At 74.2% G+C, this 26,985-nt stretch carries 20 protein-coding genes; 8 read left to right on the top strand and 12 right to left on the bottom strand.

Going from position 1 to position 26,985, the window contains the following annotated elements; translation table 11 throughout:
- Positions 1-111: 111 nt before the first annotated feature.
- Positions 112-402: a WhiB family transcriptional regulator gene (locus tag ABWU78_RS12230; protein ID WP_031316449.1), complete on the bottom strand. Its 291-nt coding sequence runs from the start codon at positions 400-402 to the stop codon at positions 112-114.
- Positions 403-669: 267 nt separating this feature from the next.
- On the opposite strand from ABWU78_RS12230, the gene ABWU78_RS12235 reads away from it, so the two are divergent.
- Positions 670-1,803: a MerR family transcriptional regulator gene (locus ABWU78_RS12235; protein ID WP_253050841.1), complete on the top strand. Its 1,134-nt coding sequence runs from the start codon at positions 670-672 to the stop codon at positions 1,801-1,803.
- A gap of 82 nt (positions 1,804-1,885) precedes the next feature.
- Positions 1,886-3,415: an IMP dehydrogenase gene (gene guaB, locus ABWU78_RS12240; protein WP_253050842.1), complete on the top strand. Its 1,530-nt coding sequence runs from the start codon at positions 1,886-1,888 to the stop codon at positions 3,413-3,415.
- A 144-nt stretch (positions 3,416-3,559) separates the two neighbouring features.
- On the opposite strand, the gene ABWU78_RS12245 is transcribed toward guaB, so the two are convergent.
- Positions 3,560-5,173: a flavin monoamine oxidase family protein gene (locus ABWU78_RS12245; RefSeq protein ID WP_353707822.1), complete on the bottom strand. Its 1,614-nt coding sequence runs from the start codon at positions 5,171-5,173 to the stop codon at positions 3,560-3,562.
- 357 nt (positions 5,174-5,530) lie between these two features.
- On the opposite strand from ABWU78_RS12245, the gene ABWU78_RS12250 reads away from it, so the two are divergent.
- Positions 5,531-6,169, top strand: coding sequence for a Rid family hydrolase (locus ABWU78_RS12250; protein WP_205207131.1), 639 nt, complete (start codon positions 5,531-5,533; stop codon positions 6,167-6,169).
- Between the two features lie 52 nt (positions 6,170-6,221).
- On the opposite strand, the gene ABWU78_RS12255 is transcribed toward ABWU78_RS12250, so the two are convergent.
- Positions 6,222-7,757 carry a helix-turn-helix domain-containing protein gene (locus ABWU78_RS12255; protein ID WP_253050844.1) on the bottom strand — a complete coding sequence of 512 codons (1,536 nt, stop codon included), beginning with the start codon at positions 7,755-7,757 and terminating at the stop codon, positions 6,222-6,224.
- A 161-nt stretch (positions 7,758-7,918) separates the two neighbouring features.
- Positions 7,919-8,620: an exonuclease domain-containing protein gene (locus tag ABWU78_RS12260; protein ID WP_253050845.1), complete on the bottom strand. Its 702-nt coding sequence runs from the start codon at positions 8,618-8,620 to the stop codon at positions 7,919-7,921.
- Between the two features lie 145 nt (positions 8,621-8,765).
- On the opposite strand from ABWU78_RS12260, the gene ABWU78_RS12265 reads away from it, so the two are divergent.
- Genes ABWU78_RS12265 through ABWU78_RS12280 form a run of 4 tightly spaced genes read left to right on the top strand, consistent with a single transcriptional unit; the run spans position 8,766 to position 13,224 of the window.
- Entirely contained in the window at positions 8,766-9,890 is a 1,125-nt protein-coding gene (locus ABWU78_RS12265; protein WP_253050846.1) for a GuaB3 family IMP dehydrogenase-related protein, read from the top strand.
- 8 nt (positions 9,891-9,898) lie between these two features.
- Positions 9,899-10,513 (top strand): GNAT family N-acetyltransferase, encoded by a 615-nt coding sequence (locus ABWU78_RS12270; RefSeq protein ID WP_439158545.1) that lies wholly within the window; start codon positions 9,899-9,901, stop codon positions 10,511-10,513.
- Complete coding sequence (locus ABWU78_RS12275; RefSeq protein WP_439158546.1) at positions 10,510-11,571, top strand: GNAT family N-acetyltransferase; 1,062 nt, start codon at positions 10,510-10,512, stop codon at positions 11,569-11,571. The genes ABWU78_RS12270 and ABWU78_RS12275 overlap by 4 nt, the downstream gene beginning before the upstream one ends.
- A gap of 9 nt (positions 11,572-11,580) precedes the next feature.
- A complete protein-coding gene (locus ABWU78_RS12280; RefSeq protein WP_439158547.1) occupies positions 11,581-13,224 on the top strand; it encodes a succinic semialdehyde dehydrogenase in 1,644 nt (547 codons plus the stop codon).
- Between the two features lie 47 nt (positions 13,225-13,271).
- Here ABWU78_RS12280 and ABWU78_RS12285 read toward each other — a convergent pair whose 3' ends face one another.
- The 5 genes from ABWU78_RS12285 to ABWU78_RS12305 form a co-directional block, all read right to left on the bottom strand.
- Entirely contained in the window at positions 13,272-13,967 is a 696-nt protein-coding gene (locus tag ABWU78_RS12285; RefSeq protein ID WP_439158548.1) for a SanA/YdcF family protein, read from the bottom strand.
- A gap of 125 nt (positions 13,968-14,092) precedes the next feature.
- On the bottom strand, positions 14,093-15,031 hold the full coding sequence (locus ABWU78_RS12290; protein WP_439158549.1) for a DUF4031 domain-containing protein: 939 nt from the start codon (positions 15,029-15,031) through the stop codon (positions 14,093-14,095).
- 16 nt (positions 15,032-15,047) lie between these two features.
- On the bottom strand, positions 15,048-16,307 hold the full coding sequence (locus tag ABWU78_RS12295; protein WP_439158550.1) for an acetate/propionate family kinase: 1,260 nt from the start codon (positions 16,305-16,307) through the stop codon (positions 15,048-15,050).
- Entirely contained in the window at positions 16,304-18,517 is a 2,214-nt protein-coding gene (gene pta, locus ABWU78_RS12300) for a phosphate acetyltransferase (protein ID WP_353707828.1), read from the bottom strand. The genes ABWU78_RS12295 and pta overlap by 4 nt, the downstream gene beginning before the upstream one ends.
- Positions 18,514-21,015, bottom strand: coding sequence for a phosphoketolase family protein (locus ABWU78_RS12305; protein ID WP_439158551.1), 2,502 nt, complete (start codon positions 21,013-21,015; stop codon positions 18,514-18,516). The genes pta and ABWU78_RS12305 overlap by 4 nt, the downstream gene beginning before the upstream one ends.
- A 244-nt stretch (positions 21,016-21,259) precedes the next feature.
- Here ABWU78_RS12305 and ABWU78_RS12310 point away from each other — a divergent pair, with 244 nt between their 5' ends.
- A complete protein-coding gene (locus ABWU78_RS12310; protein ID WP_439158552.1) occupies positions 21,260-22,153 on the top strand; it encodes an SURF1 family protein in 894 nt (297 codons plus the stop codon).
- Between the two features lie 70 nt (positions 22,154-22,223).
- Here the strand turns inward: ABWU78_RS12310 and ABWU78_RS12315 are convergent, their stop codons facing one another.
- The 3 genes from ABWU78_RS12315 to ABWU78_RS12325 all read right to left on the bottom strand — a co-directional run bounded on the left by ABWU78_RS12315 (position 22,224) and on the right by ABWU78_RS12325 (position 26,971).
- The gene (locus tag ABWU78_RS12315; protein WP_439158553.1) at positions 22,224-23,342 is read right to left on the bottom strand and encodes a hypothetical protein; all 1,119 of its coding nucleotides are present in this window, start codon (positions 23,340-23,342) and stop codon (positions 22,224-22,226) included.
- A 102-nt stretch (positions 23,343-23,444) separates the two neighbouring features.
- Complete coding sequence (locus tag ABWU78_RS12320; protein ID WP_253050857.1) at positions 23,445-25,178, bottom strand: ABC transporter ATP-binding protein; 1,734 nt, start codon at positions 25,176-25,178, stop codon at positions 23,445-23,447.
- Positions 25,175-26,971: an ABC transporter transmembrane domain-containing protein gene (locus ABWU78_RS12325; RefSeq protein WP_439158554.1), complete on the bottom strand. Its 1,797-nt coding sequence runs from the start codon at positions 26,969-26,971 to the stop codon at positions 25,175-25,177. Before ABWU78_RS12325 ends, ABWU78_RS12320 begins: the two co-directional genes overlap by 4 nt.
- Positions 26,972-26,985 lie beyond the last annotated feature (14 nt).

Genomic DNA, 26,985 nt, shown 5'->3' on the forward strand with positions numbered 1-26,985 from the left:
GCCGGTCGCCCCACCGTTCCCACGGGTCGTGCGCACGTGCTCCCGGTACGACGTCGTACCGGTGCCGTGCAGGTCTGCTGGTGGTACTGCTGCTGGTCGTGCTGCCGGTGCTCAGCCGGTGCGGCGTGCGCCCCCGGCGAGGATCGCCGCCCGCTCGTCCTCGCTCAGGCCGCCCCACACCCCGTACGGCTCGCGCACGCGGAGCGACTGCTCGCGGCACTGCATCATGACGGGGCACGAGTGGCAGATCGCCTTCGCGGCCTCCGCGCGACGCCGTCGCGTCGAGCCGCGCTCGCCCTCGGGGTGGAAGAACAACGTGTCGTCCGCGTCGCGGCACGAACCCTGGTACTGCCACTCCCACAGCTCCATGACGGGCCCGGGAAGCCTTGAGATCTCAGCCATGGCGAACAACCTACAAGCGTTTCAGAAGTTGTTCAAGCCCCCTGTGCGAGAAAGGTGAAGGGCCAGGTCACGGCCGTTCGGAGGCGTCACGCGGCTCGTGGAGGCGGCGAGAACGGTGCAGCATTCGCGTCTAGGCTGACGCGATGCGGCCCTGCTGGCGCGTTTGCGCGCATGGTGAACAAACTTCGCACAAGCCTGGCGCGAAGGGTGCAGGACTGTGACCTGGACGAGGTGGCGGGACGGTGGCGCGGTCGGCAGAATCGATCCATGACCTCCGTCCGGTCCGCCCCCGACCCCGAGGGAGCCCGACCGAGCATGTCCACGAACCCCGGCCTCGCCGTCGCCGCCGTCGCGCGTCGGCTCGGCGTCGCGCCCGCGACCCTGCGGACCTGGGACCGCCGCTACGGCCTCGGGCCCTCGCAGCACCGCGCGGGCTCCCACCGGCGCTACACGGACGACGACGTCGCCCGCCTGGTCGTCATGCGACGCCTCACGCTCGACGGCGTCGCGCCCGCCGACGCGGCCCGCGCGGCCCTGGCCGCCGACGACGACGAGCTCGACGCGCACCGCGGTGCCGTCTCGTTCGACGAGCACGGCGCCGAGGGCGGCACCGACGCCGACGACGACCTCGACGCGGACGACGCGGCCCCCGAGCCCGCTGCGCCGTCGCGCCCGTTCCTGCGCGCGGTGCCGGGCGGAGAAGGCGCGCGGGGGACCGCGCCGCGCGCCCTCGGCGTGCGGGAGGCCCCGCGGCCCACGCGCGTGTCCGACGTCGTCGACGCCGCGATCGCCTACGACCAGCGCACGTGCGACCGGCTCCTGCGGATCCCCGCGGGCGGCGACCCCGCGGCCTGGTGGTCCGACCTCGTCGAGCCGGCGCTCGAGCGGCTCGCCGAGCGCACCGTGCTCGCCGGCCCGGGCGAGGTCCCGGAGGTCGTGCTCGCCAACGCGACGCTGGGCGCGCTGCGCGAGTACACGCAGGCGAGCGAGGACGCGATCGTCGCGGCCGGCGGCCCGCCCCGCAACCACCCGAGCCGCATGCGCCGCATCGTCCTCGTGTTCGCGGCGCCGGACGAGCCGCTGCCCCTCGCCGCGCACGCCCTCGCCGCGTCGCTCGCGTCGCACGGCGCGATGGCCCGCATCGTCACCGGGCCGGCGAACGTCCACCGCACGCTCGAGATCGTCACGATGGTGCGGCCCTCGGCGGTCGCCATGGTGACGACCCAGGCGCGCCCCGACCTGGGGATCGTCCACGCCGCGCACGAGGCGAACCCGAGCCTGCCGTTCTTCGTCGGGCTCCCGAGCGACGAGGCCGCCGGCGACCTCCCGCTCGCCGCGACGGTGCACCGCGTGCGCAGCTTCCCGGGGCTCCTGCACGAGCTCCTCGCGGTCGTCCGCTGAGGTGTCGGGCGGGGCGTCGCGCGGGCGCCGGTGCGCGGACGGCGCGGGAATACGGGAGGGCCCCGCGGCGTAGAATCCTGGTGTGACCGCCTCGCCCGTCCCCGCCGCCGCTCCCGACCGCGACCCCTTCGGTTTCCTGGGTCTCACCTACGACGACGTCCTGCTGCAGCCCGGCTACTCGGACCTGGCGCCGTCGGACATCGACACGACGACGCGCCTGACGCGCGAGATCTCGATCCGCGTCCCGCTCGTCTCGGCGGCCATGGACACCGTCACCGAGTCGCGCATGGCGATCGCGATGGCGCGCCAGGGCGGCATCGGCGTCCTGCACCGCAACCTGTCCATCGAGGACCAGGCGCTCCAGGTGGACCTGGTGAAGCGCACGCAGACGGGGATCATCGACAACCCGGTGACCATCGGCCCGGACGCGACGCTCGAGGAGCTCGACAAGACCGCGGGCGAGTACCGGATCTCCGGCTTCCCGGTCCTCGACGCCGAGCGTCGCCTCATCGGCATGGTGACCAACCGCGACCTGCGCTTCACGCCCGTCGCCGAGTGGGCGACGACGAAGGTCGACGAGGTCATGACGCCCCAGCCGCTCATCACGGGCCCGGCGGGCATCTCCCGCGAGGAGGCGACCGCGCTCCTGCGCAAGCACAAGCTCGAGCGCCTGCCGCTCGTCGACGCGGACGGGCGCCTCACCGGGCTCATCACGGTCAAGGACTTCGTCAAGTCCGAGCAGTTCCCGAACGCGTCGAAGGACGGCCAGGGTCGCCTGCTCGTCGGCGCCGCGATCGGCTACTTCGGCGACGCGTGGCAGCGCGCCACGACGCTCATCGACGCGGGCGTCGACGTGCTCGTCGCGGACACCGCGCACGGCAACGTGCGCATGCTCATCGAGATGGTCGCGCGCCTGAAGTCCGACCCGGCGACGCGCGACGTCCAGGTCATCGGCGGCAACGTCGCGACGCGCGAGGGCGCCCAGGCGTTCGTCGACGCGGGCGCGGACGCGGTCAAGGTCGGCGTCGGCCCGGGCTCCATCTGCACGACGCGCATCGTCACCGGCGTGGGCGTCCCGCAGGTCACGGCGGTCTACGAGGCGTCGCTCGCCGCGCGCCCGGCGGGCGTGCCCGTCATCGCGGACGGCGGCATGCGCCACTCGGGCGAGATCGGCAAGGCCATCGTCGCGGGCGCGGAGTCGGTGATGCTCGGCTCGATGCTCGCGGGCACCGAGGAGTCGCCCGGCGACACGATCCTCGTGAACGGCAAGCAGTACAAGGCGTACCGGGGCATGGGCTCCATGGGCGCCATGTCCTCGCGCGGCAAGAAGTCGTACTCGAAGGACCGCTACTTCCAGGCCGAGGTCACGAGCGACGACATGATCGTCCCCGAGGGCATCGAGGGCCAGGTCGCGTACAAGGGCTCGCTCGGCACCGTCGCGCACCAGCTCGTCGGCGGCCTGCACCAGACGATGTTCTACGTCGGCGCGCGGACCGTCCCGGAGCTCCAGGAGAAGGGCCGCTTCATCCGCATCACGTCGGCGTCGCTCAAGGAGAGCCACCCGCACGACGTCCAGATGACCGTCGAGGCCCCCAACTACACCGGCTTCTGAGGCGGACCACCGCCCGCACGACGACGGCCCGGCGTCCCGCACCCCTCCGGGTGCCGGGCGCCGGGCCGTCGTCGCGTCGCGGACACGTCGTCGTCCGCGGGCCGCGTCAGACGGAGGGTCCGTCCGGTGGGTGCGCCGCCGGGCTCACGACGTCATGACGCGCGTGTGCAGGGCCTGCACGGCGTACCGGGCGGCCCAGAACGCGCCGTGCTGCCACGCCGAGATCTCGGACATCCAGTCGCCCGCGAAGTACACGTTCCCCGCACCCTGCTGGAGCTGCTTGAAGCGCGACGACTGCGTGTTCGGGTAGGCCCACGCGCCCTCGATGTAGGGCACCTTGTGCCACGCGATGGAGAACGAGCTCTCCAGCTCGGTCCGGTACTTCTCGCCGTGGATCTTCACGCCCTGCTCGACGGCGCGCATCTCGCGCTGCCGCGGCGTCATGTCGGCGTAGGCGCGCGCGTTGGCCCCGGTGTTGTAGTAGCCGACGACGAGTCCACGGCGCTCGCCGTACCCGTAGGAGGGGTACCAGACGTGGGCGAGGTCCATGTCGGTCTCGGTGATGCCGCCGAAGATCCGGTGGTCGTCCTCCCAGAACCGCGAGCGGTACTCGAGCCCGATCTTGCCCGCCGGCGAGCCGATCGCGAACTCGCCGAGGGCGGCGTCGATGTCCGGGCCCCAGTTCGTGTCCCAGCGGCGCATGAGCCCCGCGGGCGCGGCGACGATCGCGAAGTCCGCGTCGACCTGGCGGGTCTTGCCGTTCGGCGCGGTGTAGGTGACCGTGACGCCGCTCGTGGTGTTCTGCACGCCGGTGACCGGCGAGCTGAACAGGACGTTCTGTTTGCCGATGGCCCGCACGAAGTAGTCGTAGGTCGTGTCCATGCCGCCCTTCGGCTGGAACATGAGCATCGACTGCTCCCAGTTGATCTCGAACGGGAAGTACTGGCCCACCTTCGACGCGAGCACCTCCGAGACCGTGCCGGGGCCGGGGAGCGGTGTGCCGTGCTCGTTCCAGGCGGACGGGTAGACCGAGAACCCGCGGTTGTCGCCGCCGCGGTAGCTGCCGTCGGACTGCAGCGACCCCCAGGACCGGAGGAACGCCCGCAGGTTCTCCTTGTCCGCGGCCGAGAGCTTCTGGTCGAGCGCGCCCTGGTCGGTCGCGTAGCTCAGCAGCTCGGAGGTGTAGCCGAACACGTCCGCCTTCGCCGTGCGGTACCGGACCGGGTTGCCGGGGGTGGCGCCCGAGCGCTCGTTGTACAGGTAGGCGTCGGCGTTCGCGTTGGTGAACACCTCGTAGGGGACGCCCAGCTCGCGCAGGTAGTCCATGGTGACCATCCACTGCGCGATGCGGCCCGCGCCGGCGTTCATGTACACGCCGTCGGAGAACCGGGCCTTTTGGGTGACGCCGTTGACGTCCGTCTCGGAGTCGCCCCCACGTATCGTCAGCGTCCGGCCGCCGGGCCGGTGGCGCGCCTCGAGCACCGTGACCCGGTACCCCGCCTTCTGCAGCTCGTACGCCGAGGCGAGACCCGCGGGTCCGGCGCCCACGACGACGACCTTCTTGGCGGAGCGACCCGTCAGGCTGAAGTCGCTGCCCTGCGGCGGCGTCCACGACTCGTTCCGTGGCTGCGCGGCGGCCGTCGGCGCGAGCCCGACCGCCCCCATCGTCGCGAACATGACGCCGGCGCTGGAGCCGACCCCGACGGCCTGGAGGAAGCTGCGGCGCGAGACGCCGGACGTCTTCTCGTCAGTGACCATGTGGCTGGAGCCCTCTCGTCCACGGCCTGACGGGCGGACGGCCCGGCCCACGATGCCGGGTGCCGCCGTCAGCACCGCGGCCGACGCTAGGCACGCGTCGTCGCGAACGTGGGTCCGGTGCGTTTCGCGCCCGTCAACACGCGGCGGCTCGCGTAAACGTCTCGTGTCGGCGCCGTCGTGCCTGGTCACGGGGCGGTGCGGCGCGCGCTGCCGGCGCCCGACCGCCGGGCGACGAGCCGACACGCGCCCGTCACGCCCCCGAAACGGTGCGCGTCTAGCGTCACCGCTCCGGCGGCCGTCGCGGCCCGCCGGAGCGGGCGTCAGGGTGGCGCCCGCCGTCCCCGCCAGGAGGCCTGCATGAAGAACCGCACCAAGGTCGTCGTCGCCGTCGCCGTCACCGCCGCCGTCGCCGTGCCCGGGACCGCCGTCGCCGCAGGGAAGCTCTTCGAGCCGAAGCCCACCGAGTCCTTCTCGTTCGTCACCGGCGACACCCCGTCGATCGCCGACGGCGTCGCGTTCGGCAAGAACGTCGCCTGGTACAAGTCCTCGGGCCTCGGGCCCTCCGCGATGAACACGGCGCCGGGGGCCGGCGCCGAGGAGCGCTACATCCCCACCGACGTGTTCCCCGGAGGGGTGCTGCCGGCGGGCGTGACCATCACCGAGGCGCAGGGGATCAACGTCCTCATGCGGATCGGCGAGAACCTCGAGCGGGCCGGGCTGTCCTACGACGACGTCGTGTCCATGCGCGTGTTCCTCCAGAACCCCGCGGGGCAGGAGAAGATGGACTTCGCCGGCTGGAACCGCGCCTACCGGCAGTTCTTCGCGAACACGAACCTCGCGACGGGGAAGCCGATCGACGTCCAGCTCGGCTCCGCCACGACCGCGCCGATGGTCGTCAACGCCGCGCGGCCGTCGCGGTTCGCGCTCGAGATCGAGAACCTTCCCGTGAACGGCTGGCTCGTGGAGGTCGAGGTGGACGCGGTCTACCCGAAGTGACGCACGACGGGCCGGCGCCCCGAGGGTGCCGGCCCGTCGCGTGGTCGTCGGCTCAGTCGCGGAAGGTCTCGATGTTGGCGCCGAGCTCGCGCAGGCGCTCCGTGAGGCCCTCGTAGCCGCGCGCGATGATGTCCACCCCGCGCAGGACCGAGGTGCCCTTCGCGGCGAGCATCGCGAGGAGGATCACGACGGCGGGGCGCAGCGCCGGCGGGCAGCTCACCTCGGCGCCCGACCAGCGCGTCGGGCCCGTCACCTGGAGCCGGTGGGCGTCCAGGAGCCGCACGTCCGCCCCGAGGCGCGTGAGGTCGGTGAGGTGGATCGCGCGGCCCTCGTAGACCCAGTCGTGGATGAGCGTCGTGCCCTGCGCGTTCGCGGCGATGACCGCGAAGAACGGCAGGTTGTCGATGTTGAGGCCGGGGAACGGCATGGGGTGGATCTTGTCGATCGGGGCGTGCAGCTCGCTCGGGTGCACGGTGACGTCGACGAGGCGCGTCCGGCCGTTGCGGGACAGGTACTCGGTGCTCTGCGTGTAGCGCAGGCCCATCTCGGACAGGGTCGCGAGCTCGATCTCCATGAACTCGATCGGGACGCGCGCGACCGTGATCTCGGAGCCGGTGACGATGCCCGCCGTGAGCAGGCTCATCGCCTCGACCGGGTCCTCCGAGACGGCGTACTCCACGTCCACGTCGATGTCGGTGCGGCCGTGGACGCGCAGCGTCGTCGTGCCGATGCCCTCCACCCGGACGCCGAGCAGCTCGAGGTAGAAGCACAGGTCCTGGACCATGTAGTTGGGGCTGGCGTTGCGGATCGTCGTCACGCCGTCGCGGCGGGCCGCGGCCATGAGCGCGTTCTCGGTGACGGTGTCGCCGCGCTCGGTGAGCACGACCGACAGGTCCGTGCCCGACGCCGGCGCGACCGTCGCGTGGTAGTTGCCGCCCGTCGCCGTGACCGCGAGGCCGAACGGCCGCAGCGCGATCATGTGGGGCTCCACGGTGCGCGTGCCGAGGTCGCAGCCACCCGCGTATGGGAGCTCGAACGCGTCCCGGAGCCCGAGCAGCGGGCCGAGGAACATGATGATCGAGCGGGTGCGTCGCGCGGCGTCGACGTCGATCGCGGCGAGGTCGAGCTGGTCCGGTACGACGATCTCGAGGTCGCGGCCGCCGGTCGTCCAGGTCGCGCGGACGCCGATGGAGCGCAGCACGTCGACGATGCGGTCGACCTCGACGATGCGGGCGACGCCGCGCAGGGTCGTGCGACCCCGGTTGAGCAGCGACGCGCACAGGAGCGCGACCGCGCCGTTCTTCGAGGAGTTGACGTCGATGCGCCCGGACAGGGTGTGGCCGCCCTGGACGCGCAGGTGCGCGTGCTTGGGCCCGCCGAGGCTGATGATCTCGGAGTCGAGCGCGAGGCTGATGCGGTTGAGCATCTCGAGGCTGAGGTTCTGGGCGCCCTGCTCGATGCGGTGCACGGCGCTCTGGCTCGTGCCGAGCCGCTCGGCGAGCTGGGTCTGCGTGAGGCCCCGGTTCTGGCGGGCGCCGCGGATGAGCGTGCCGACCTGCGTGAGGGGGGCGTCGTCGATCGCTGTCATGCGAGCGACGATAACTCATGGATGAGATATTCACGCGCCGACGCGGCGTGGTCGTGCCGAGATCACGGGTTCGTCACAGGATCTCCATCCGTGTCGTGAGATAGGTGCGAACGTGCTCGCGGGCGCGTGGCCCCGTTGCCCGGCTCGTCGTCGCTCGTCCGCTACGAGGGCCAGCGACCGTCCGCGCCGGCCCCGACGTAGGGCGGCTCTCGCTCGGGGTCGAGCGCGTCGACCCAGCGGCGGTGCGCCGCGACCTGCAGGTCGTGGAGGGCGTCGGGGCCCAGGGCGCCGAGGTCCGGGAAGGCGCGCGCGAGGGCGTCGAGGAGGTCCAGCGTGGCGAGGACGTCGGCGTCCGCCGTGTGCAGCGGACCGACGTCGAGCACCTCGTAGCGCGCGCAGAGGTCGACGAGCCGGCGCTTGCCCTCGCGCGCCGGGTCCCACGCCCGGTCGAGCACGAGCGGGTCGAGCACCGGGCGCACGGGCCGGCCGAGCCGGGCGGCGAGGGTCGGCAGGCCGTGCCGGACGAGCTCCGCGTCGAGGAGCGAGAGGTCGAACGCGGCGTTGTACGCGACGAGCGGGACGCCGTCGCGCTGGGCGTCGACGACGAGCGTCGCGATCTCCTCCAGCGCCTCGGCCGGCACGCCACCGCGGGCGGCCGCGTGCGCCGTCGTGACGCCGTGGATCGCCGTCGCCTCGGCGGGGATCTCGACGCCGGGGTCGAGGAGCCACGTCCGCACGTGCGTCGACCCGGGCTCGCGCAGGACGAGGGCCGCGGTGACGATCCGGTCGACGTCCACGTCGACGCCCGTGGTCTCGGTGTCGAGACCGAGGAGCGGTCCCGCCGTCCAGGGCGTCGTCGTCATGGTGCACCTCGGGGTCTCGCTCGGGTCCCGGCGCGCGTCGCGTCCGGTGCCGTCGGACGTCCCGGCGACGAGCGTCACCCTGCCAGCGCCCACCCACACGGCGGTCGTGCAGGTGACGGGCACGGCCCGCCGGTAGGCTGGCCCGGTGAGCAACGAGATCGAGATCGGACGTGGCAAGCGCGGTCGGCGCGCGTTCTCCTTCGACGACGTCGCGGTCGTGCCGTCCCGGCGCACGCGCGACCCGAAGGAGGTGTCGGTCGGCTGGCAGATCGACGCGTACCACTTCGAGCTGCCGATCCTCGCGGCGCCCATGGACTCGGTGATGAGCCCGGCCACGGCCGTCGCGCTCGGCAACCACGGCGGCCTCGGCGTGCTCGACCTCGAGGGCCTCTGGACGCGCTACGACGACCCCACCGCGCTCCTGGAGGAGATCGCGGCGCTCGAGCCGCTCGAGGCGACGCGGCGCATGCAGGAGATCTACGCGGAGCCCATCAAGCCGGACCTCATCACGCAGCGCCTCAAGGAGATCCGCGCCGCGGGCGTCACGGTCGCCGGCGCCCTGTCGCCGCAGCGTACCCAGGAGCACTACCAGACCGTCGTCGACGCGGGCGTCGACCTCTTCGTCATCCGTGGCACGACCGTCTCGGCCGAGCACGTCTCCGGCGTCGCGGAGCCGCTCAACCTCAAGCGGTTCATCTACGAGCTCGACGTCCCGGTCGTCGTCGGCGGCGCGTCCACGTACACCGCGGCGCTGCACCTCATGCGCACGGGCGCCGCGGGCGTCCTCGTCGGCTTCGGGGGCGGCGCGGCGCACACCACGCGCGTCTCGCTCGGGATCCACGCGCCCATGGCGACGGCGGTCGCGGACGTCGCGGCCGCGCGCCGCGACTACCTCGACGAGTCGGGCGGCCGCTACGTCCACGTCATCGCCGACGGCGGCGTCGGCCGCTCGGGCGACCTGGTGAAGGCCGTGGCCTGCGGTGCGGACGCCGTGATGATCGGTGCCGCGCTCGCGCGCGCCGAGGAGGCGCCCGGCCGGGGCTGGCACTGGGGCTCGGAGGCGCACCACGCACAGCTCCCGCGCGGCGAGCGCGTGCGCGTCGGCACCGCCGGCACGCTCGAGGAGATCCTCTTCGGCCCGGGCCGCCAGGCCGACGGCACGCTCAACCTCGTCGGCGCCCTGCGGCGCGCGATGGCCACGACCGGGTACTCCGACCTCAAGGAGTTCCAGCGCGTCGAGGTCGTCGTCTCGCCGTACCAGCCGCGCTGAGCCGCACCGTGACGGGGCGCGTCCCGGACGGACCGCGGCTGACGCGCGCGGGCGCCGCCGTGCCCGGGCGGGCGCGTGAGGAGTCGCTCGACGGCGGCCTCCGCGGTCAGGACGCGGACGTCGCCTTCGCGGACGTCGCGGACGACGACGTCGAGGACGTCGTCGCCCTGTGGCGCGCGTGCGACCTCACCCGGCCGTGGAACGACCCGTACCGCGACCTCGCGGACGCCCGGCTGGGGGAGACGTCCACGGTGCTCGTGGGCCGGGCGACGCGCGACCTCCCGGGACGGGCGTCCGCCGACGGCGACCCCGGCGGTCCCGGTGGCGTCGTCCGCGCGGGCGAGGTCGTCGCGTCGGCGATGGCCGGCGTCGACGGGCACCGCGGCTGGCTGTACTACGTCGCCGTGGACCCGCGCCTGCAGGGCACCGGCACGGGTCGCGCCACGGTCGTCGCGGCGGAGGCGTGGCTCGCCGCGCAGGGCGCGCGCGCCGTGCGCCTCATGGTGCGCTCGACCAACGACGCGGTCCGCGGCTTCTACGAGCGCCTTGGCTACGTCGACCAGGAGTGCGTCGTCCTCGGTCGACGGCTCGGCGCGGCGGACGCGCGCGACGCCGGGCGATGACGACGACGGCCTGGGCGCCGGACGCCGACGACCTGGCCGCGCTCGAGGCCGAGCACCGTGCGCGGCTGCGCGCGCTCGACCCGCTCGTCGCGGTCCCCGACCTGGGCGCCGCGCCGGACGACGCGCGGCTGCTCGCGGTCCGGCTGCCCGACGGGTCCCGGGCCGCGGGTCTCCTCACGGCCGGCGACGTCGGCGCCGACTCGCCGACCGCGCTGTTCCGCCCGCTGCGCGAGCACCGGCTGCGCGCACGGGCGGCCGGCCCCGACGTCCCGGGCGCGGTCGCCGCGCTCCTCGCCGCCTGGGCGGCGCGCGTCGCCGGGGACCCGGGCACTCCGCCCGACGGCGACGGCGTGCGCCAGGTGGGACCGGCCCCGCGCGACCACGGCATGGTCCTGCTGTGGCCGAGCCGGGACGTCGAGGCCGTCGCGGCGCTCGCCGCGCACGGGATGCGCCCGACCGTCCACCTGGCGGCGCGGCGCGGGACGGCACCCGCCGCGTCGCGGGGTCGTGCCGGTGCGGTCGTGCGAGACGCGACGGCCGACGACGTCCCGGCGCTCGTGGCGCACCAGCTCGCCGAGCTCGCGTACGACGAGCTCGTGGGCGCGGCCCGGGTGCGCCCCGGAGCCCGGGAGCACCTCGCGACCCAGGTCGCGGGCGCGGTGGCGAACCCGGCCACGACGTTCCTCGTCGCGACGGCGGCCCGGGCCGAGGCTCGCGGGGGCGCGTCCGGGGAGCGAGGCGAGGACGTCCTGGGCGTGGTCGCGGTCGAGCCGCCGGAGCGGTCCGGGGCGGTCGCCGGGACGGTCACGGCCGGACCGGTCTCCTACCTGGTGCTCCTGCACGTGACCGGCGCGGCGCGCGGCGCCGGGGTCGGCGGTGCGCTCGTCGACGCGGCGCTCGCGCGCGTGCGGGAACGCGCCGGGGAGGACGCGGTCGTGCTCCTGCACCACGGCGTCCTCAACCCGCTCTCGGCGCCGTTCTGGGCGCGTCAGGGCTTCCGCCCCGTGCTCACGACGTGGGAGCTGCCCGTCACCGGTCCTGTCGGTCCGACGACGTAGCCTGTCCCCATGACGAGCTCATCCGGCACCCCCGGCAGCGGATCCGGCGAGGGCGCCGCGCTGGACGGCCTGATCGACCCCGAGAACCCCGCGGCGACGTACGTGCTCGAGCCCGACGTCGTCGCACCGCTCGCGCAGCGCGTCGTCACCAGCAACGAGGCGGGCATGCACCGCTCCGTCCTGCCCTTCACGGGCGCGCCGCTCGCCGCGTTCCCGGTGTCCTCCGTCGAGGACGTCGCGCGGGCTGTCGAGCGGGCGCGGGCCGCGCAGCCGGCGTGGGCGGCGCTCCCCGTCCGGGAGCGCGCGGCCGTGCTGCGGCGGTTCGGCGAGCTCGTGCTCGCGCGCCAGTCCGACGGCCTCGACCTCATCCAGATGGAGTCCGGCAAGTCGCGCCGCAGCGCGTTCGAGGAGGTCGCCGACGTCGCGATCCTCACGCGCCACTACGCGCGGCGCGGCCCGCGCTACCTCGCCGACCGGCGGGCGCCGGGGATGCTGCCCGTGCTCACCGGCACGCGCGTGCACCGTCGCCCCGTGGGCGTGGTCGGCGTCGTCGCGCCGTGGAACTACCCGCTGACGCTCGCGTTCGCCGAGGCCGTGCCCGCGCTCGTGGCGGGCAACGCCGTCGTGCTCAAGCCGGACCCGCAGACAACGCTCACCGCGCTGTGGGGCGCGGAGCTGCTCGAGGAGGCGGGCCTGCCCGTGGACCTGTTCCTCGTCGTCGCGGGCGGGGGAGACGTCGGCGCCGCGGTGACCGACCACGTGGACCACATCGCGTTCACCGGCTCGACGGCCACCGGCCGCAAGGTCGCCGCGCGGGCGGGAGAGCGCCTCATCGGCGCGACGCTCGAGCTCGGCGGCAAGAACCCCCTGTACGTCGCGGCCGACGCCGACGTGCGCGCCGCCGCGCGCGGCGCCGTGCGCGCGTGCTTCTCCAACTCCGGCCAGCTCTGCGTCTCGATCGAGCGGCTCGTCCTGCACGAGGACGTCGCGGACGCGTTCCTCGACGAGTTCGTCCCGCTCGTCCGCGAGATGCGCCTCGGCGCCGGGCTCGACTACTCCGCCGACATGGGGTCGCTCACGTCGCAGGCGCAGCTCGACCGCGTGGTCGCGCACGTCGAGGACGCCATCGCGCGCGGCGCGCGCGTCCTCGCGGGCGGCGTGCACCGCGCGGACATCGGCCCGTGGTTCTACGCACCCACGGTGCTGGACGACGTGCCCGACGACGCGGCGTGCGCGCGCGAGGAGACGTTCGGTCCCGTCGTCTCCGTGCGTCGGGTCGCGAGCGACGACGAGGCCGTGCGGGTCATGAACGACTCCGAGTTCGGGCTCAACGCGAGCGTGTGGACGCGCGACGTGGCGCGAGGCCGCCGGATCGCGGCCCGCGTGGAGGCGGGGACCGTCAACGTCAACGACGGGTACTCCGCCGCCTGGGGCTCCGTCGGCGCCCCGATGGGCGGGTTCAAGGCGTCCGGCCTCGGCCGTCGGCACGGCCGCGAGGGGATCGAGGCGCTCACGGAGGCGCAGACCATCTCCGTGCAGCGCGGCGCGAACCAGGGCCTCACGCTCGACACGCTCTACGAGATCGGCGGCGAGCTCCCCAGCAGGGTGCTCACCTCCGCGCTCGACGTCATGCGTCGCCTGCGCCTGCCCTGACCGTCCTCCGGCTGCCACTGCCCCCCGACGGTGCCGGGCGCGCGTCGTCAGCGCCGCACGGCGTCGAGCACGGCCTTCGTCGCCGCGGGTACCTCGCGCACGCGGTAGAGCACGGCCTTCCACGGCTCGACGCTCGCCGCGCTGACCCCGATCCCGACCGCGTCGAGACCCGCGACGCGGCACGAGAACAGCGTGCGCGGCAGGTGGTAGCCCTGCGTCACCACGACCGCCGTGCCGACGCCGAACTCCGACACCGCGCGCGTGCACGTGGCGTGCGTGTCGAAGCCCTCCCGGTCCAGCAGGATCGCGTCGTCCGGGACGCCCCGGTCGAGCAGCCACGCGCGCATCGACCCGGGCTCGTCGTAGTCGTCGTGCGCGTCGCCGCTCACGAGGACGACGGGCGCGACGCCCCGGCCGTAGAGCTCCGCGGCCGCGTCGAGCCGACGTCGCAGGTACGTCGACGGCGACCCGTCGGGGCGCAGCCCTGCACCCGGGACGACGATCGCGTCGCTCGGCGGCGCGTCCGCCCGGTCGGCGACGTGCGCGCGCCCGACGCCCTGCACGACGGCGAACGGCGCGAGCACGAGCACCGCCAGGCCGGCCGCGACCCAGACCGTCGCGCGCCGACGCCGCGACCGACGGGGGCGGTCGCGCGGGACCCGACGGGAGGCCCCCGACCCGGACGACGTCGACGTCGACGTCGAGGACTGCGCGGCCGGGCTGGAGGTCGGGTCGTCGCTCACGCCCCGACCCTAGCGCCGCCACAGCGCCGACCAGGCGACACGGCGTCCCGAACAGGTGGTCCTGACCCGTCCGCCGTCCGGGACGCGCCAGGACCACCTGTTCGGCGGGTTGCCGGGGGCGAGGGTTAGGTGGGAGTGGTGAGGGTCGTGAGCTCGTCGGTGAGGTTGTGGCGGGCTCGGTCCTCCCATCGGGCGCCCTGCGGGGTGCGGAACAGGACGCCGCCACCGAGCAGTCCTCGCAGGACGGCGGCGCGACCGGTGCGGAAGGCGTCGTCGGGCACGTGCGCGTACTCGGCGCGGACCTGCCGGACGTACCGCGCGTACCGGTCCGGCGCGGAGCCGAGGATCGCGAGGTCGGCGTCGGACACGAGCGCACCCGCCCGGTCGTCGGCCGTGGGGGAGTGGTCCGTCGTCACGAGCACGAGCCGCACGACCTCGTCGACGACCGCGGTGTCGAGGTGGCCCGCGAGCCGGCTACGCGCGAGCTCGGCGGAGCGCTCCTCGTCGCGTCCCGCCACGCCGTCGTGCACGGCGTCGTGGAACCACAGCGCGAGCTGGGTCGCCGCGGCGTCGCTCGCCGCCGGGCCGACGGGCTCGCGCCCGGGCGGGCTCGCGCCGTCGGGCACTCCGGGGGGTCGCCCCTCCAGGAGCGCGAGCGAGTCGAGCGCGTGGACGAGGTGCTCCGGCCCGTGGTAGACGCGGTGCGGCTCGTGCCAGCGCTCGACGAGGTCGACGCCGACGTCGCGGGCCCCGGGCAGGAGCGCGTCCCACCGGGCGAGCAGCGCGTCGGCCTTCGCCGCGCGCCGCGCCCGGCCCGGCACGCGCAGCCCGGACGCCCCGAGCCGGCGCGCGAGCTCGCGCCCGCCGACGGGGACGGCTCCCGCCGCGACCGCGGCGTCGTACCGCTCGGCGGCGACGTCGTAGTGGTCGAGGTCGAACGCCCGCCGGCTCACGCCGATGCCCGCGGCGAACGCGTGCAGCTCCGCCAACGAGTCGTCCGACACCAGGTGGCTGAACAGCGTCCCGTGCGCGGGCCACGCCGGCGGGTCGATGAGAACGGTCACCGACCGAGCATGCCACCTACGACGCGCGCGACGCCGCCTCGACGACCTCGACGGACTGGCGCGCGATCGCGAGCTCCTCCATCGTCGGCACGACCATGACGAGCGTGCTCGTCCAGTCGGGCGAGATGACGCGCGGCTCGCCGGAGCGCACGGCGTTGCGCTCCGGGTCGACGGCGAGACCGAGCGGCTCGAGCCCCTCGACGACGGCGGCGCGCACGTCCGCGTCGTTCTCGCCGACGCCCGCGGTGAAGGCGACGACGTCGACCCGGCCGAGCACGGCGGTGTAGGCGCCGACGTACTTGCGCAGGCGGTGGATGTAGACGTCGAAGGCGCGGCGCGCGCCCTCGTCGCCGGCGTCGATGAGCCGCCGCAGCTCGCGGAAGTCGTTGACCCCCGACAGGCCCTTGACGCCCGAGCGCTTGTTGAACAGGACGTCGATCTCGTCGATGCTCATGCCCGCGTTGCGCGCGAGGTGGAACACGACGGCCGCGTCGATGTCGCCCGTGCGCGTGCCCATGACGAGGCCCTCGAGCGGGGTCATGCCCATCGACGTGTCGACCGCGACGCCGCCGCGCACGGCCGACGCGGACGCGCCGTTGCCGAGGTGCAGCACGATCGTGTTGAGGCCCTCGATCCGGCGGCCCAGCACGCGCGCGACCTTGCCGGACACGTACTGGTGGCTCGTGCCGTGGAACCCGTACCGGCGCACGCCGTGCTCCTGCGCGACCTCGCGGTCCAGCGCGTACGTGGCCGCGGCGTCGGGCAGCGTGGAGAAGAACGCCGTGTCGAACACCGCGACGTGCGGCACGTCGGGCAGCAGCTCGCGCGCGACCTCGATGCCCTTGACGTTCGGCGGGTTGTGCAGCGGTGCCAGCGGCGAGAGCTCGGAGATCTGGCGGACGACGTCGTCGTCCACCAGGACCGGCGCGGAGAAGACCGCGCCGCCGTGCACCACGCGGTGGCCCACGGCGTACACGTCCGCGTCGGCGAGCGTCGGCCCCACCTCGTCGAACAGGCCCAGCGCGATGCGCAGGGCGACGCCGTGGTCCGCGACGGGCTCCTCGCGCGTCGTCGTGTTCCCCGCGAACCGGTGCTTGATGATGCCGGTGTCCTCGCCGATGCGCTCGATCGTGCCTGCGGCGATCGCCTCGCCGCCGACGGGGTTGACGAGCTGGTACTTGAGCGAGGACGACCCCGAGTTCATGACGAGCACGGACCCGTGCGCCCCGTAGGCGCTGTAGGGGTTGGGGCGCTCGCCCTCGGGCAGGATCGTCATGAGGTGGCTCCTCGGGAGTGGCCGGAGTCGTGGGTGGAGTCGGCGGCCGGCGCAGGGGCCGCGGACCCCTGCGCCTGGATCGCCGTGATCGCGACGGTGTTGACGATGTCCTGCACGAGCGCGCCGCGCGAGAGGTCGTTCACCGGCTTGTTGAGGCCCTGGAGGACCGGGCCCACCGCGACGGCGCCCGCGGAGCGCTGCACCGCCTTGTAGGTGTTGTTGCCCGTGTTGAGGTCCGGGAAGATGAACACCGTCGCGCGGCCCGCGACGTCCGAGCCCGGCATCTTCGACGCCGCGACGGACGCGTCCACGGCGGCGTCGTACTGGATCGGGCCCTCGACGAACAGGTCGGGGCGGCGCTCGCGGACGAGGGCCGTGCCCCGGCGCACCTTGTCGACGTCGGCACCCGACCCCGACTCACCGGTCGAGTACGACAGCATCGCGACGCGCTGGTCGACGCCGAACTGCTGCGCCGTCGCCGCGGAGGAGATCGCGATGTCCGCGAGCTGCTCCGCGGTCGGGTCCGGGATGACCGCGCAGTCCCCGTAGACGAGGACGCGGTCCTGGAGGCACATGAGGAACACCGACGACACGACGGACACGCCCGGCTGCGTCTTGATGATCTCGAACGACGGCTTGATGGTGTGCGCCGTCGTGTGCTTGGCGCCCGAGACCATGCCGTCCGCGAGGCCGAGGTGGACCATCATCGTGCCGAAGTACGAGACGTCCTGGACGCGCTCGCGCGCCTCCTCGAGCCGGATGCCCTTGTGGGCGCGCAGGCGGGCGTACTCCGCCGCGAACCGCTCCACGAGCCCTGGGTCGTGCGGGCTGACGACGTGGGCGGCGTCGATGTCGAGGCCGAGCTCCGCCGCGCGGGCGCGGACCTTGGGCTCCTCGCCGAGGATCGTCAGCTCGGCGACCTGGCGGCCGAGCAGCGTGGACGCGGCGCGCAGGATGCGGTCGTCGTCGCCCTCGGGGAGCACGACGTGCTTGCGGTCCGCGCGGGCGCGCGAGAGCAGCTCGTACTCGAACATGAGCGGCGTGACGACCTCGGGCCGGGGCACGTCGAGGCCGGCGAGGAGCGCCGCGCCGTCGATGTTCTGCTCGAACAGCGCGAGCGCCGTGTCGACCTTGCGCTGCGACTCCTTGGTGACGCGGCCGCGGGCGCTCGCGGCGGCGCTCGCCGAGCGGAACGTCCCCAGGTCGGTGCGGATGATCGGCAGGCTCGGGTCGAGGTCCGCGACGAGACGCGCCGTGGACTCCGGCGGGAAGAACCCGCCGTTGAGGATGACGCCCGCGAGCGAGGGGAAGCCCGACGCCGAGTGCGCGGCGAGCAGCCCGATGAGGATGTCGACGCGGTCGCCGGGCGTGATGACGACCGCGCCGTCGGTCAGCCGGTCCAGCAGGTGCTCGAACGACATGGCGCCGACGAGCAGGTCCGTCGCCTCGCGGCCCAGGAGCGCCTCCTCCCCGAACGCGAGCGTCCCGCCCACGGCCTCCATGAGCGCGCGCACGGTCGGCGCGTCGAGGAACGGGTCCTCGGGCACCGCCCAGCCGGGCAGGTGCGCGCCCGTGGCCGGCTCGGCCGTCGTGCCCGACGCCGTCCCCGCGGCCCGCGCGAGCGGCTCGCCGTCGGGGCCGAGCGCCCCGAGCAGCGCGCGCACCGCGTCGAGGTCGTCGGGCTGGACGCGGTTCGCGACGACGCCGATGGGCTGCGCGTGCTGGGAGCGCAGCTCGGCGACGCTCACCTCGATGAGGTTGCCCACGGCGTCGGGCGTGCGGTCCTTGCCGGAGACGACGAGGAGGACCGGCGCGCCGAGGTTCGCCGCGACGCGCGCGTTGAACGACAGCTCGGTCGGGCCTGCGACGTCGGTGTAGTCCGTCCCGACCACCACGACGAAGTCGCACTGCCGGGCGACCTCGTGGTACCGGGCCACGATCTGCGAGAGCGCGGCCTCCGGGTCGGCGTGGACGTCCTCGTACGTGACGCCGATCGCCTGCTCGGCGGTGACGTCCACGCCGTCGTGCGCGAGCAGGAGCTCGAGCACGTAGTCCTGCACGTCCGGGCCGGCGGCCCGGGTGACCGGGCGGAAGACCCCCACCCGCTGGACCTTGCGGACCAGCAGGTCGAGGACCCCCAGCGCGATCGTGGACTTGCCCGTCTCGCCCTCGGGCGAGGTGATGTAGATGCTGCGAGCGGTGTCGCTCACTCGTTGTCTCCTCCGGTGTCCTGCACGGCGGCGCTCGCGCCGTTGTACTGCGGGCCACCCTGCTCGGTCGCCGTCTCGCCGACGTCCGGCCACACCCAGTCGCGCACCTCGGGGATGTCCTCCCCGTGCTCGCGGGTGTACTGCCGGGCCGTCAGCCGCGCGTCGACCATCTCCTGGCGCAGACCCGCGTAGGTCGAGCGCAGGGACGGCACGCGGTCGATGACGTCGATCACCAGGTGGTAGCGGTCGATGTCGTTGAGCATGGCCATGTCGAACGGGGTGGTGGTGGTGCCCTCCTCCTTGTAGCCGCGCACGTGGATGTTCGCGTGGTTGGTGCGGCGGTACGTGAGGCGGTGGATCAGCCACGGGTAGCCGTGGTAGTTGAAGATGACGGGCCGGTCCGCGGTGAAGAGCGTGTCGAAGTCCTTGTCCGACAGGCCGTGCGGGTGCTCCTTCTCGTCCTGGAGCCGCATGAGGTCCACGACGTTGACGACCCGGACCTTGAGGTCCGGGATCCGGCGGCGCAGGATGTCCGCCGCGGCGAGCACCTCGAGCGTCGGGACGTCGCCCGCGGCGCCGAGCACGACGTCCGGGTCCTCGCCCTCGACCTCGGTGCCGGCCCACTCCCAGATGCCGAGCCCGCGCGTGCAGTGCGCGACGGCCTGGTCCATGGACAGGAACTGCGGTGCCGGCTGCTTGCCCGCGACGACGACGTTCACGTACTGGCGGGAGCGCAGGCAGTGGTCGTAGGTCGAGAGCAGGGTGTTGGCGTCCGGCGGCAGGTAGACGCGGACGATCTCGGCCTTCTTGTTGACGACGTGGTCGATGAAGCCCGGGTCCTGGTGGCTGAAGCCGTTGTGGTCCTGGCGCCACACGTGGCTCGACAGCAGGTAGTTGAGGCTCGCGATCGGTCGCCGCCACGGGATGTGGTTGGTGACCTTGAGCCACTTCGCGTGCTGGTTGAACATCGAGTCGACGATGTGGATGAAGGCCTCGTAGCTGGTGAACAGGCCGTGCCGCCCGGTGAGCAGGTAGCCCTCGAGCCAGCCCTGGCACTGGTGCTCCGACAACATCTCCATGACCCGGCCGGCACGCGCGAGGTGCTCGTCGACGTCGGGCCCGAAGAAGTCGGCGTTCCACTGCTTGTCCGTGACCTCGTACACGGCCTGGAGCCGGTTCGACGCGGTCTCGTCCGGCCCGAAGATCCGGAAGTTGTCGGGGTTGAGCCGCACCACGTCGGTGAGCCACTGACCCAGCACGCGGGTCGCCTCGGCGACGTTGCCGCCCGGTCCCGAGACGTCGACCGCGTAGTCGCGGAAGTCCGGCAGGCGCAGGTCCTTGAGCAGCAGCCCACCGTTCGCGTGCGGGTTGTCGCTCATGCGCAGCGTGCCCTCGGGGGCGAGCGCGGCGATGTCGTCGCGCAGGCGACCGCCCTCGTCGAAGAGCTCGTCCGCGCGGTACGACTCGAGCCAGCCGCGCAGCACGTCGAGGTGCTCCGGGGTGTCCCGCGCGCTCGCGAGCGGCACCTGGTGCGCGCGCCACGAGTCCTCGGTCTTCTTGCCGTCGATGACGGGCGGGCAGGTCCAGCCCTTCGGCGTGCGGAACACGATCATCGGCCACGCGGGTCGCTCGTCGTTCCCGGCCGCGGCGTCGGCCTTGATCTGCGCGATGTGGTTGAGCACCTCGTCGAGGAGCTGCGCGAAGCGCCGGTGCACCTCGAAGTGGTCCTCGCCGTCGAACCCGCCCGTGAAGAAGTACGGGGTGTGGCCGTAGCCGATCATGAGGTCGCGCAGCTCGTCGTCGCTGATCCGGGCGAGCACCGTCGGGTTGGCGATCTTGTACCCGTTGAGGTGCAGGATCGGCAGCACGACGCCGTCGTTGCGCGCGTTGACGAACTTGTTGGAGTGCCAGCTCGTCGCGAGCGGGCCCGTCTCCGCCTCGCCGTCGCCGACGACCGCCGCGACCAGCAGGTCCGGGTTGTCGAACGCCGCGCCGTACGCGTGGGAGAGCGCGTAGCCGAGCTCGCCGCCCTCGTGGATCGACCCCGGCGTCTCGGGCGCGACGTGGCTCGGGATCCCGCCCGGGAAGGAGAACTGGCGGAACAGGCGGCGCAGGCCCTCGGTGTCCTGCGTGATGTCCGTGTACGTCTCCGAGTACGTGCCCTCGAGGTAGGCGTTGGCGACGAGGCCGGGGCCGCCGTGACCGGGGCCTGCGACGTAGATCGTCGACTGGCGGCGCTGCGCGATCGCGCGGTTGAGGTGCGCGTAGAGGAAGTTCAGGCCGGGCGTCGTGCCCCAGTGGCCCAGCAGGCGCGGCTTGACGTCCTCGCGGTCCAGCGGCGTGCGCAGCAGCGGGTTGTCGAGCAGGTAGATCTGGCCGACGGACAGGTAGTTCGCTGCACGCCACCACGCGTCGACGCGACGCAGGGTGTCGTCGTCGAGGGGGGCGACCTCGGCGGGTCGCCAGGCGGTGGACTCGGTGGCGGTGGTCGTGCTCATCTCACGCTCCTGCAGGGGGAAGGGTTCGTGAACGACTACGGCTTCATACAACCGCATCGACCGGGGCCCTGCACGGTCCGTGACGGCCCCGGGCGGTGTGACGTCCGTCCAGGACCGCAGAAAAGGTCCTAGGTCCCGGGAGCCGGTCGCGCACGCCACCGCGTCCGACCGCACCGGTGTGAGGTTCGCCCGGTCCGTCGCCCGCGATGCGGGTTCTCGCGCGAGGCCCGGCTACCGTGGGGTCGTGCCCGAGCCCACCGCCCCGCGTTCGTTCTGGGCGGTCGCCCGCCAGCCCCGCGTGGTCGGCCTGCTCGTGCTGTTCCTCCTGGCCGCCGCCGTGTGCGCACGGCTCGGCGTCTGGCAGCTCGACCGCGCGCAGCAGCGGGCCGAGCTCGCGGCCCAGCAGGAGGCCGCGGAGCTCGAGGCCGCCGGGCCCGAGGGCGTCGGGGTGCTGCTCCCGCCGCAGTCCACCTTCCCGGGCGAGCTCGTCGGTCGGCAGGCCTGGGTCGAGGGGGAGTACGACCCCGCCGGCCAGCTCCTCGTGGATGGCCGCGCGCTCGACGGCCGCGTCGGCTACCTCGTCCTCACCCCGCTGCACGTGACCGACGACGGGACGCAGGGCGCGTCGTGGGCCGACCTCTCGGGCGCTCCCGTGCTGCCCGTGGTCCGCGGCTGGGTCGAGACGCCCGAGGAGAGTGCCGCGCTCGACCCGCCGGACGGCGTCGTGCGGCTCACGGGCTACCTGCAGGCCTCGGAGGCCGCCGGCCAGGGCGGCTCCGCCCCGGGGCTCACGGACGCCATCTCGACCGGGGCGCTCGTCAACGAGTGGGGCGGACCGATGTACTCGGGGTACCTCGTGCTCCTCACCTCCGACCCCGAGCAGCCCTCGGCGGCCGAGGGCGGCCCGGCGCAGCTCCCGCGCCCGACGATCGAGGGCGGCACGGGTCTCAACCTCCAGAACCTCTTCTACGCGCTGCAGTGGTGGGTGTTCGGCGGCTTCGCCGTGCTGCTGTGGATCCGCCTGGTGCGCGACGAGGCGGCGGGCGGCAAGCGCCGCACCCGCGGCGACGGCGGCGGCATCGCCGGCCTCCCGGACCCCGCCGAGATCGACCCGCCCGGCTCGACGTCGACCTCCTGAGGGTCGATCTCGGACGTACGGGTCGACCTCGCGCCGCGCCTCGACCCCTGACTCCACCTCTGCGGAGTCATCACCGACGAAGAGCCCGCTCGACGCGCCGCACGATCGTCGTCGGGTCGCCCAGGTCCGCCCAGACGACCCGGAGCACGACCCACCCCGCCTCCACGAGCGCGTCGTGCCGCGCCTTCTCCTGCTGCAGGCGCGACCGCGGGTCCCCGAAGCCGCCACCCGAGTACTTGACCGCGCCGTCGAACTCCACCGCGACCCGGTGCTCCGGCCAGCCGAGGTCCACCCACAGACTCCCGCGCCACGTCGGGACCTCGAGCCCGGGCACGGGAGCCGGCAGCCCGGCGTCGTGCACGACCCACCGCACGACCGACTCCCCGGGCGACTCCGACCGGGCGTCCGCGAGCCCGACGACGGCGCGTGCCCGGCGGACGCCGCGCCGCCCCGCGGCCTCCGCGAGCAGGGCGCCGAGCACCGCCGGGTCGGCCCCCGCGCGCAGCGCCGAGTCGGCGACGACCAGAGCCTGCGCTCCCGGCAGGGAGCGGGCGCAGTCCACGACCGTGCGCTCCAGCGTCGTGACCGGGAGACCTGCGACGAGGGTGCGGTCACGGACCGGGAGCGGGGTCCAGTGCCGGCGGAGCGCCGGCTCGCGGGTCTGCGCCGCCTTGGGCGGGCGGAGCTGGGTGACGTGGACGACGTCGGCCAGCCGCCAGGTCCAGCAGCCGTGCAGCAGCGCGGCGCTCGTGTGGCTGAACCAGTACGCGCTCGACAGCCGCTCGGCGACGGCGCTGACGCGACGCAGCACCAGCTCGCGGCGGAGCTGCGCGGGGCTCGCGTCGGCAGGGACCGGCGGGAGGTAGACGCCGCGCCGGACGCGGTCGAGGGTCCCGTCCCGGGTGCGGCGGGCGAGCTCCGTGCGCCGCTCCTCCGAGAAGCGGGTCGCCGTCGGCGGGACGGGGCGCTCGGTCCGGCGGTCGTCGCCGGGGCGCCGGGGCGCGGCGTCGGGAGAGGTGACGTCCGCACGCCCGTCCGACGACGTGCGGCCCGGTGGGGTGTCGCGGGCGGGCGGCTCCACGGGCGCGGCGTCGCGCGCCGGGGTGGCCCGGGGCAGGGTGTCGATCGGCGGGATGTCGTGCGGCATGGTGCCGAGCGTGGCCGACGCGGGCGGGACGCGGGGCGTCACGCCGTGGTCTGTGGACAACCGAACCCGCGAGATCGACCCCAGCGTCCGAGATCGACCCTCTGGAGGTCGATCTCGAGACGGCCGGGTCGATCTCGCGGGCGGCTACTCCTGCTGCCAGGAGTGCCAGAGACGGGCGTAGTCGCCGCCCGCCGCGACGAGCTCGTCGTGCGGGCCGATCTCGCTGATGCGGCCGTCGTCGACCACGGCGACGCGGTCGGCGTCGTGCGCGGTGTGCAGGCGGTGCGCGATCGCGACGACGGTCCGGCCCGCGAGCACGGCGTCGAGCGAGCGTTCGAGGTGGCGGGCCGCGCGCGGGTCGAGGAGCGACGTCGCCTCGTCCAGCACGAGCGTGTGCGGGTCGAGGAGCACGAGCCGCGCGAGCGCGACCTGCTGCGCCTGCGCGGGGGTCAGCACGTGCCCGCCCGACCCGACGGTCGTCTCCAGGCCGTCGGGCAGGGACTCCGCCCAGCCGCGCGCGTCCACGGCGTCGAGCGCGTCGCGGAGCTCGGCGTCGCTCGCGTCGACCTTCGCGAGCCGCAGGTTGTCCGCCAGGGTCCCGACGAACACGTGGTGCTCCTGCGTGACGAGCGCGACCTGACGGCGCAGGTCCTCCAGCGGCAGGTCGACGAGGCGGACGCCGCCGGAGCGCACCGACCCGGCGGTGGGCGGGTGGATGCCCGCGAGCATGCGCCCGAGCGTCGACTTGCCCGCGCCGGACGGACCGACGACGGCGAGCCGCTCGCCCGGCTCGAGGTCCAGCGAGACGCCGTGCAGCACGGGGTGGCCCTCGCGGTACGCGTACTCGACGTCGCGCGCGACGAGCCGGTCGCCGTCGGGCACGTCGCCCGTCGCGGTGCGGTCGCCGGGGACCTGCGCGACGCCGACGATCCGGGCGTAGGACGCCGCGGCGACCTGGATCTCGTCGAGCCAGAAGATGAGGTTCCACACCGGCCCCGCGAGCTGGAACGCGTACGTGGTCACCGTGGCGACCGCGCCGAGCGTCGTCTGGCCCTGCGAGAGCAGCCACGCGCCCCACACGAGCGCCGCGACGGGCGCGATCGCGATCGCGAGGTCGATGCCGGGGAACAGCACGGTGCGCAGCCCGAGCGTGTACTTCTCCGACTCGTACGCCTCGGTGAGGTCGGCGCGCACGCGGGCCTGGCGCCGCTCGGTGAGCGAGAGCGCGTCGACCGTGCGCGCGCCCTCCACGTTCTCCGTGATGGTGCCGTTGAGCGTCGCGTACGCGGCGGCCTCGCGCTGGTAGCCCGCCGACGCGCGCCGGAGGTACCAGCGCGAGACGACGACGAGCAGCGGGACCCCGACGAACAGCGCGATCGCGACCAGCGGCGCGACGACGACCGACGCCACGACCGTGAGCACGAGCGTCACGACGGCGACGAGGAGCTGCGGCACGCCGAAGCGCACCGCGTGCTGGATGCGGTCGACGTCGTTGGTCGTGCGGGCGACGAGGTCGCCCGTGCCCGCGCGCTCGACCGTCGAGAGGGGGAGCGAGGTCACCGTCTCGACGAGGTCCTCGCGCAGCTCGGCGAACACCGTCTCGCCGAACACCATGGACAGGCGCTGGGCGTACCGGCGGAGCACCGCCTGCGCGACGACGGCCCCCGCGCCGACGGCGACGACCGTCGTCACGTAGGACGACGTCGTGCCCTCGGTGACGGCGTCGACGAGCCGGCCGAGCAGCCAGGGCCCGACGAGCCCGGCGACGGCGGCGAGGGTGTGGAGCACGGCGATGAGCACGAACGTGCCGCGGTGGCGGGCGAAGAGCCGCCCGGCGGCGGCGCGGACGGCGGGGCCGTCGGCGACGGGGAGCTTCACGACTCTCCTCCTTCGGGTGCGGTGTGGGCGAGCACGGGGGACTCGTCGAGCGAGCGCCCGACGACGCGCAGGTAGCGGGCCGCGTCGTCGTCCGGCGCGGTGCCGGACGCGTGGGCGCGGTCGACGAGGTCCCGGTGCGTGCCGCGCGCGGTGACGCGGCCGCCCTCGAGGAGCAGCACCTCGTCGACGTGCTCGAGCACGAGCGGCGAGGCGGTGACGACGAGCGTCGTGCGTCCGCGCCGGGCGTCGGCGAGGCGCGCGGCGATCCGTGCCTCCGTGTGGGCGTCGACGGCGCTCGTCGGCTCGACGAGCACGAGGACCTCGGGCTCCGTGAGCAGGGCGCGCGCGAGCGCGACGCGCTGGCGCTGCCCGCCCGACAGCGAGCGACCCTTCTCGGGCAGCTCGCCCGCGAGGCCGTCGGGGACGGAGTCGAGCACGTCGTGGGCGTCGGCGACGGTGACGGCGGCGAGCACGTCGGCCTCGGTCGCGGCACCCCGCGGGTCGAGCTCGTCGCGCAGCGCGCCCGAGAAGAGCTGGGGCGTCGCCTCGGCGACGACGACCCGGCGCCGCAGCGCGTGCTTGTCCAGGTCGGCGAGGAGCGTCCCGCCGAGCCGCACGGGCGTGGCGGCCTCCGCGGCGTCGTCGAACCGGCCCAGGCGTGTCGCCACGGCCGCCGACGCGTCGGGGTCCGCGGACACGAGCGCGACCACGCGGCCCGGCTCGAGGACCAGGCCGCTCGTCTCGTCGACGAGGGGGCTGCCCTCGGGCGGCATGGGCGCGGTGGCCGGCGTCGCGCCTGCGGCGGGCTCGACCGCGAGGACGCGCACGATCTTGCGCGACGCGACGTGGGCGCGCGTCGCGATGTTGAGCATCTGCGTCGCGACCTGCAGCGGCCAGCCGAGGAACGCCGCGTACCCGTAGAACGCGACGAGCTGCCCGGGCGTGATGTCGCCGCGCAGGGCCGCCGTCGCGCCCAGGTAGACGACGAGCACGACGAGGAGGCCCGGCAGGAGCACCTGCAGGGCGTCGAGCGTGGCCTGCGTGTGCGCGACCTTGACCCCCGCCTCGCGCACCTTCTGCGACTGGCGCGCGTAGCGGCCGACGAACACGCCCTCGCCGCCGATGCCGCGCAGGATCCGCAGGCCGGAGACGGTGTCGGCGCCGAGCGTCGTGAGCCGGCCCTGCGCCTCGCGCTGCGCGGCCTGGCGCTGCTGGAGCGGCTTGACGAGCAGCGCGAGCACCGCCGCCACGACCGGCAGGCCCAGCACGACGACGAGCCCGAGCTGGAGCGACGTCGAGAGCATGATGACCGCCACCACGACGTACGCGCCGAGCGCGCCGAGGAACTGGCCCATCATCGAGAAGAGCTGGCCGACGCGCATGGCGTCGCTCGCCACGGTCGACACGACCTCGCCCGTGGGCAGCTCCTCCGTGATCGCGTCGCCGGAGCGCGCGGTGACGTCGCCCACGAGCTGGGACGTCGTGAGCGCGGAGCGCAGCCAGTTCGCGATGTCGAACCGGTGCTGCGTGACCCCGGTGACGACGATCCCGAGGCCGAGCGCGAGCAGGAGGCCCGCCCAGCGCCACAGCTCCGGCCCGAACCCCTCCGCGAGCCCCTCGTCGAGCGCGCGGCCGAGCATGCACGGCTGGAACGCCTGGCACGCGAAGTTGGCCAGGCCGAGCAGCACGGAGACGGTGAGCACGGTCCACTGACGACGGGCCAGCCAGAGCAGGTAGCGCGTCGGTCCGCGCAGGTCGGGGGTCCCCGGGTCGGGGAGGGGGAGGGGTCGCACGGTGTTCTACCCTA

This window comes from Cellulosimicrobium sp. CpK407 (assembly GCF_051844275.1).
Lineage (GTDB): Bacteria > Actinomycetota > Actinomycetes > Actinomycetales > Cellulomonadaceae > Cellulosimicrobium > Cellulosimicrobium cellulans_G.

Bases quoted from the DNA above. Each gene is read 5' to 3' on its own strand.
- ABWU78_RS12230 (WP_031316449.1), bottom strand. From the start codon at position 402: ATGGCTGAGATCTCAAGGCTTCCCGGGCCCGTCATGGAGCTGTGGGAG.
- ABWU78_RS12235 (WP_253050841.1), top strand. From the start codon at position 670: ATGACCTCCGTCCGGTCCGCCCCCGACCCCGAGGGAGCCCGACCGAGC.
- ABWU78_RS12245 (WP_353707822.1), bottom strand. From the start codon at position 5,173: ATGGTCACTGACGAGAAGACGTCCGGCGTCTCGCGCCGCAGCTTCCTC.
- ABWU78_RS12250 (WP_205207131.1), top strand. From the start codon at position 5,531: ATGAAGAACCGCACCAAGGTCGTCGTCGCCGTCGCCGTCACCGCCGCC.
- ABWU78_RS12255 (WP_253050844.1), bottom strand. From the start codon at position 7,757: ATGACAGCGATCGACGACGCCCCCCTCACGCAGGTCGGCACGCTCATC.
- ABWU78_RS12260 (WP_253050845.1), bottom strand. From the start codon at position 8,620: ATGACGACGACGCCCTGGACGGCGGGACCGCTCCTCGGTCTCGACACC.
- ABWU78_RS12275 (WP_439158546.1), top strand. From the start codon at position 10,510: ATGACGACGACGGCCTGGGCGCCGGACGCCGACGACCTGGCCGCGCTC.
- ABWU78_RS12280 (WP_439158547.1), top strand. From the start codon at position 11,581: ATGACGAGCTCATCCGGCACCCCCGGCAGCGGATCCGGCGAGGGCGCC.
- ABWU78_RS12295 (WP_439158550.1), bottom strand. From the start codon at position 16,307: ATGACGATCCTGCCCGAGGGCGAGCGCCCCAACCCCTACAGCGCCTAC.
- ABWU78_RS12305 (WP_439158551.1), bottom strand. From the start codon at position 21,015: ATGAGCACGACCACCGCCACCGAGTCCACCGCCTGGCGACCCGCCGAG.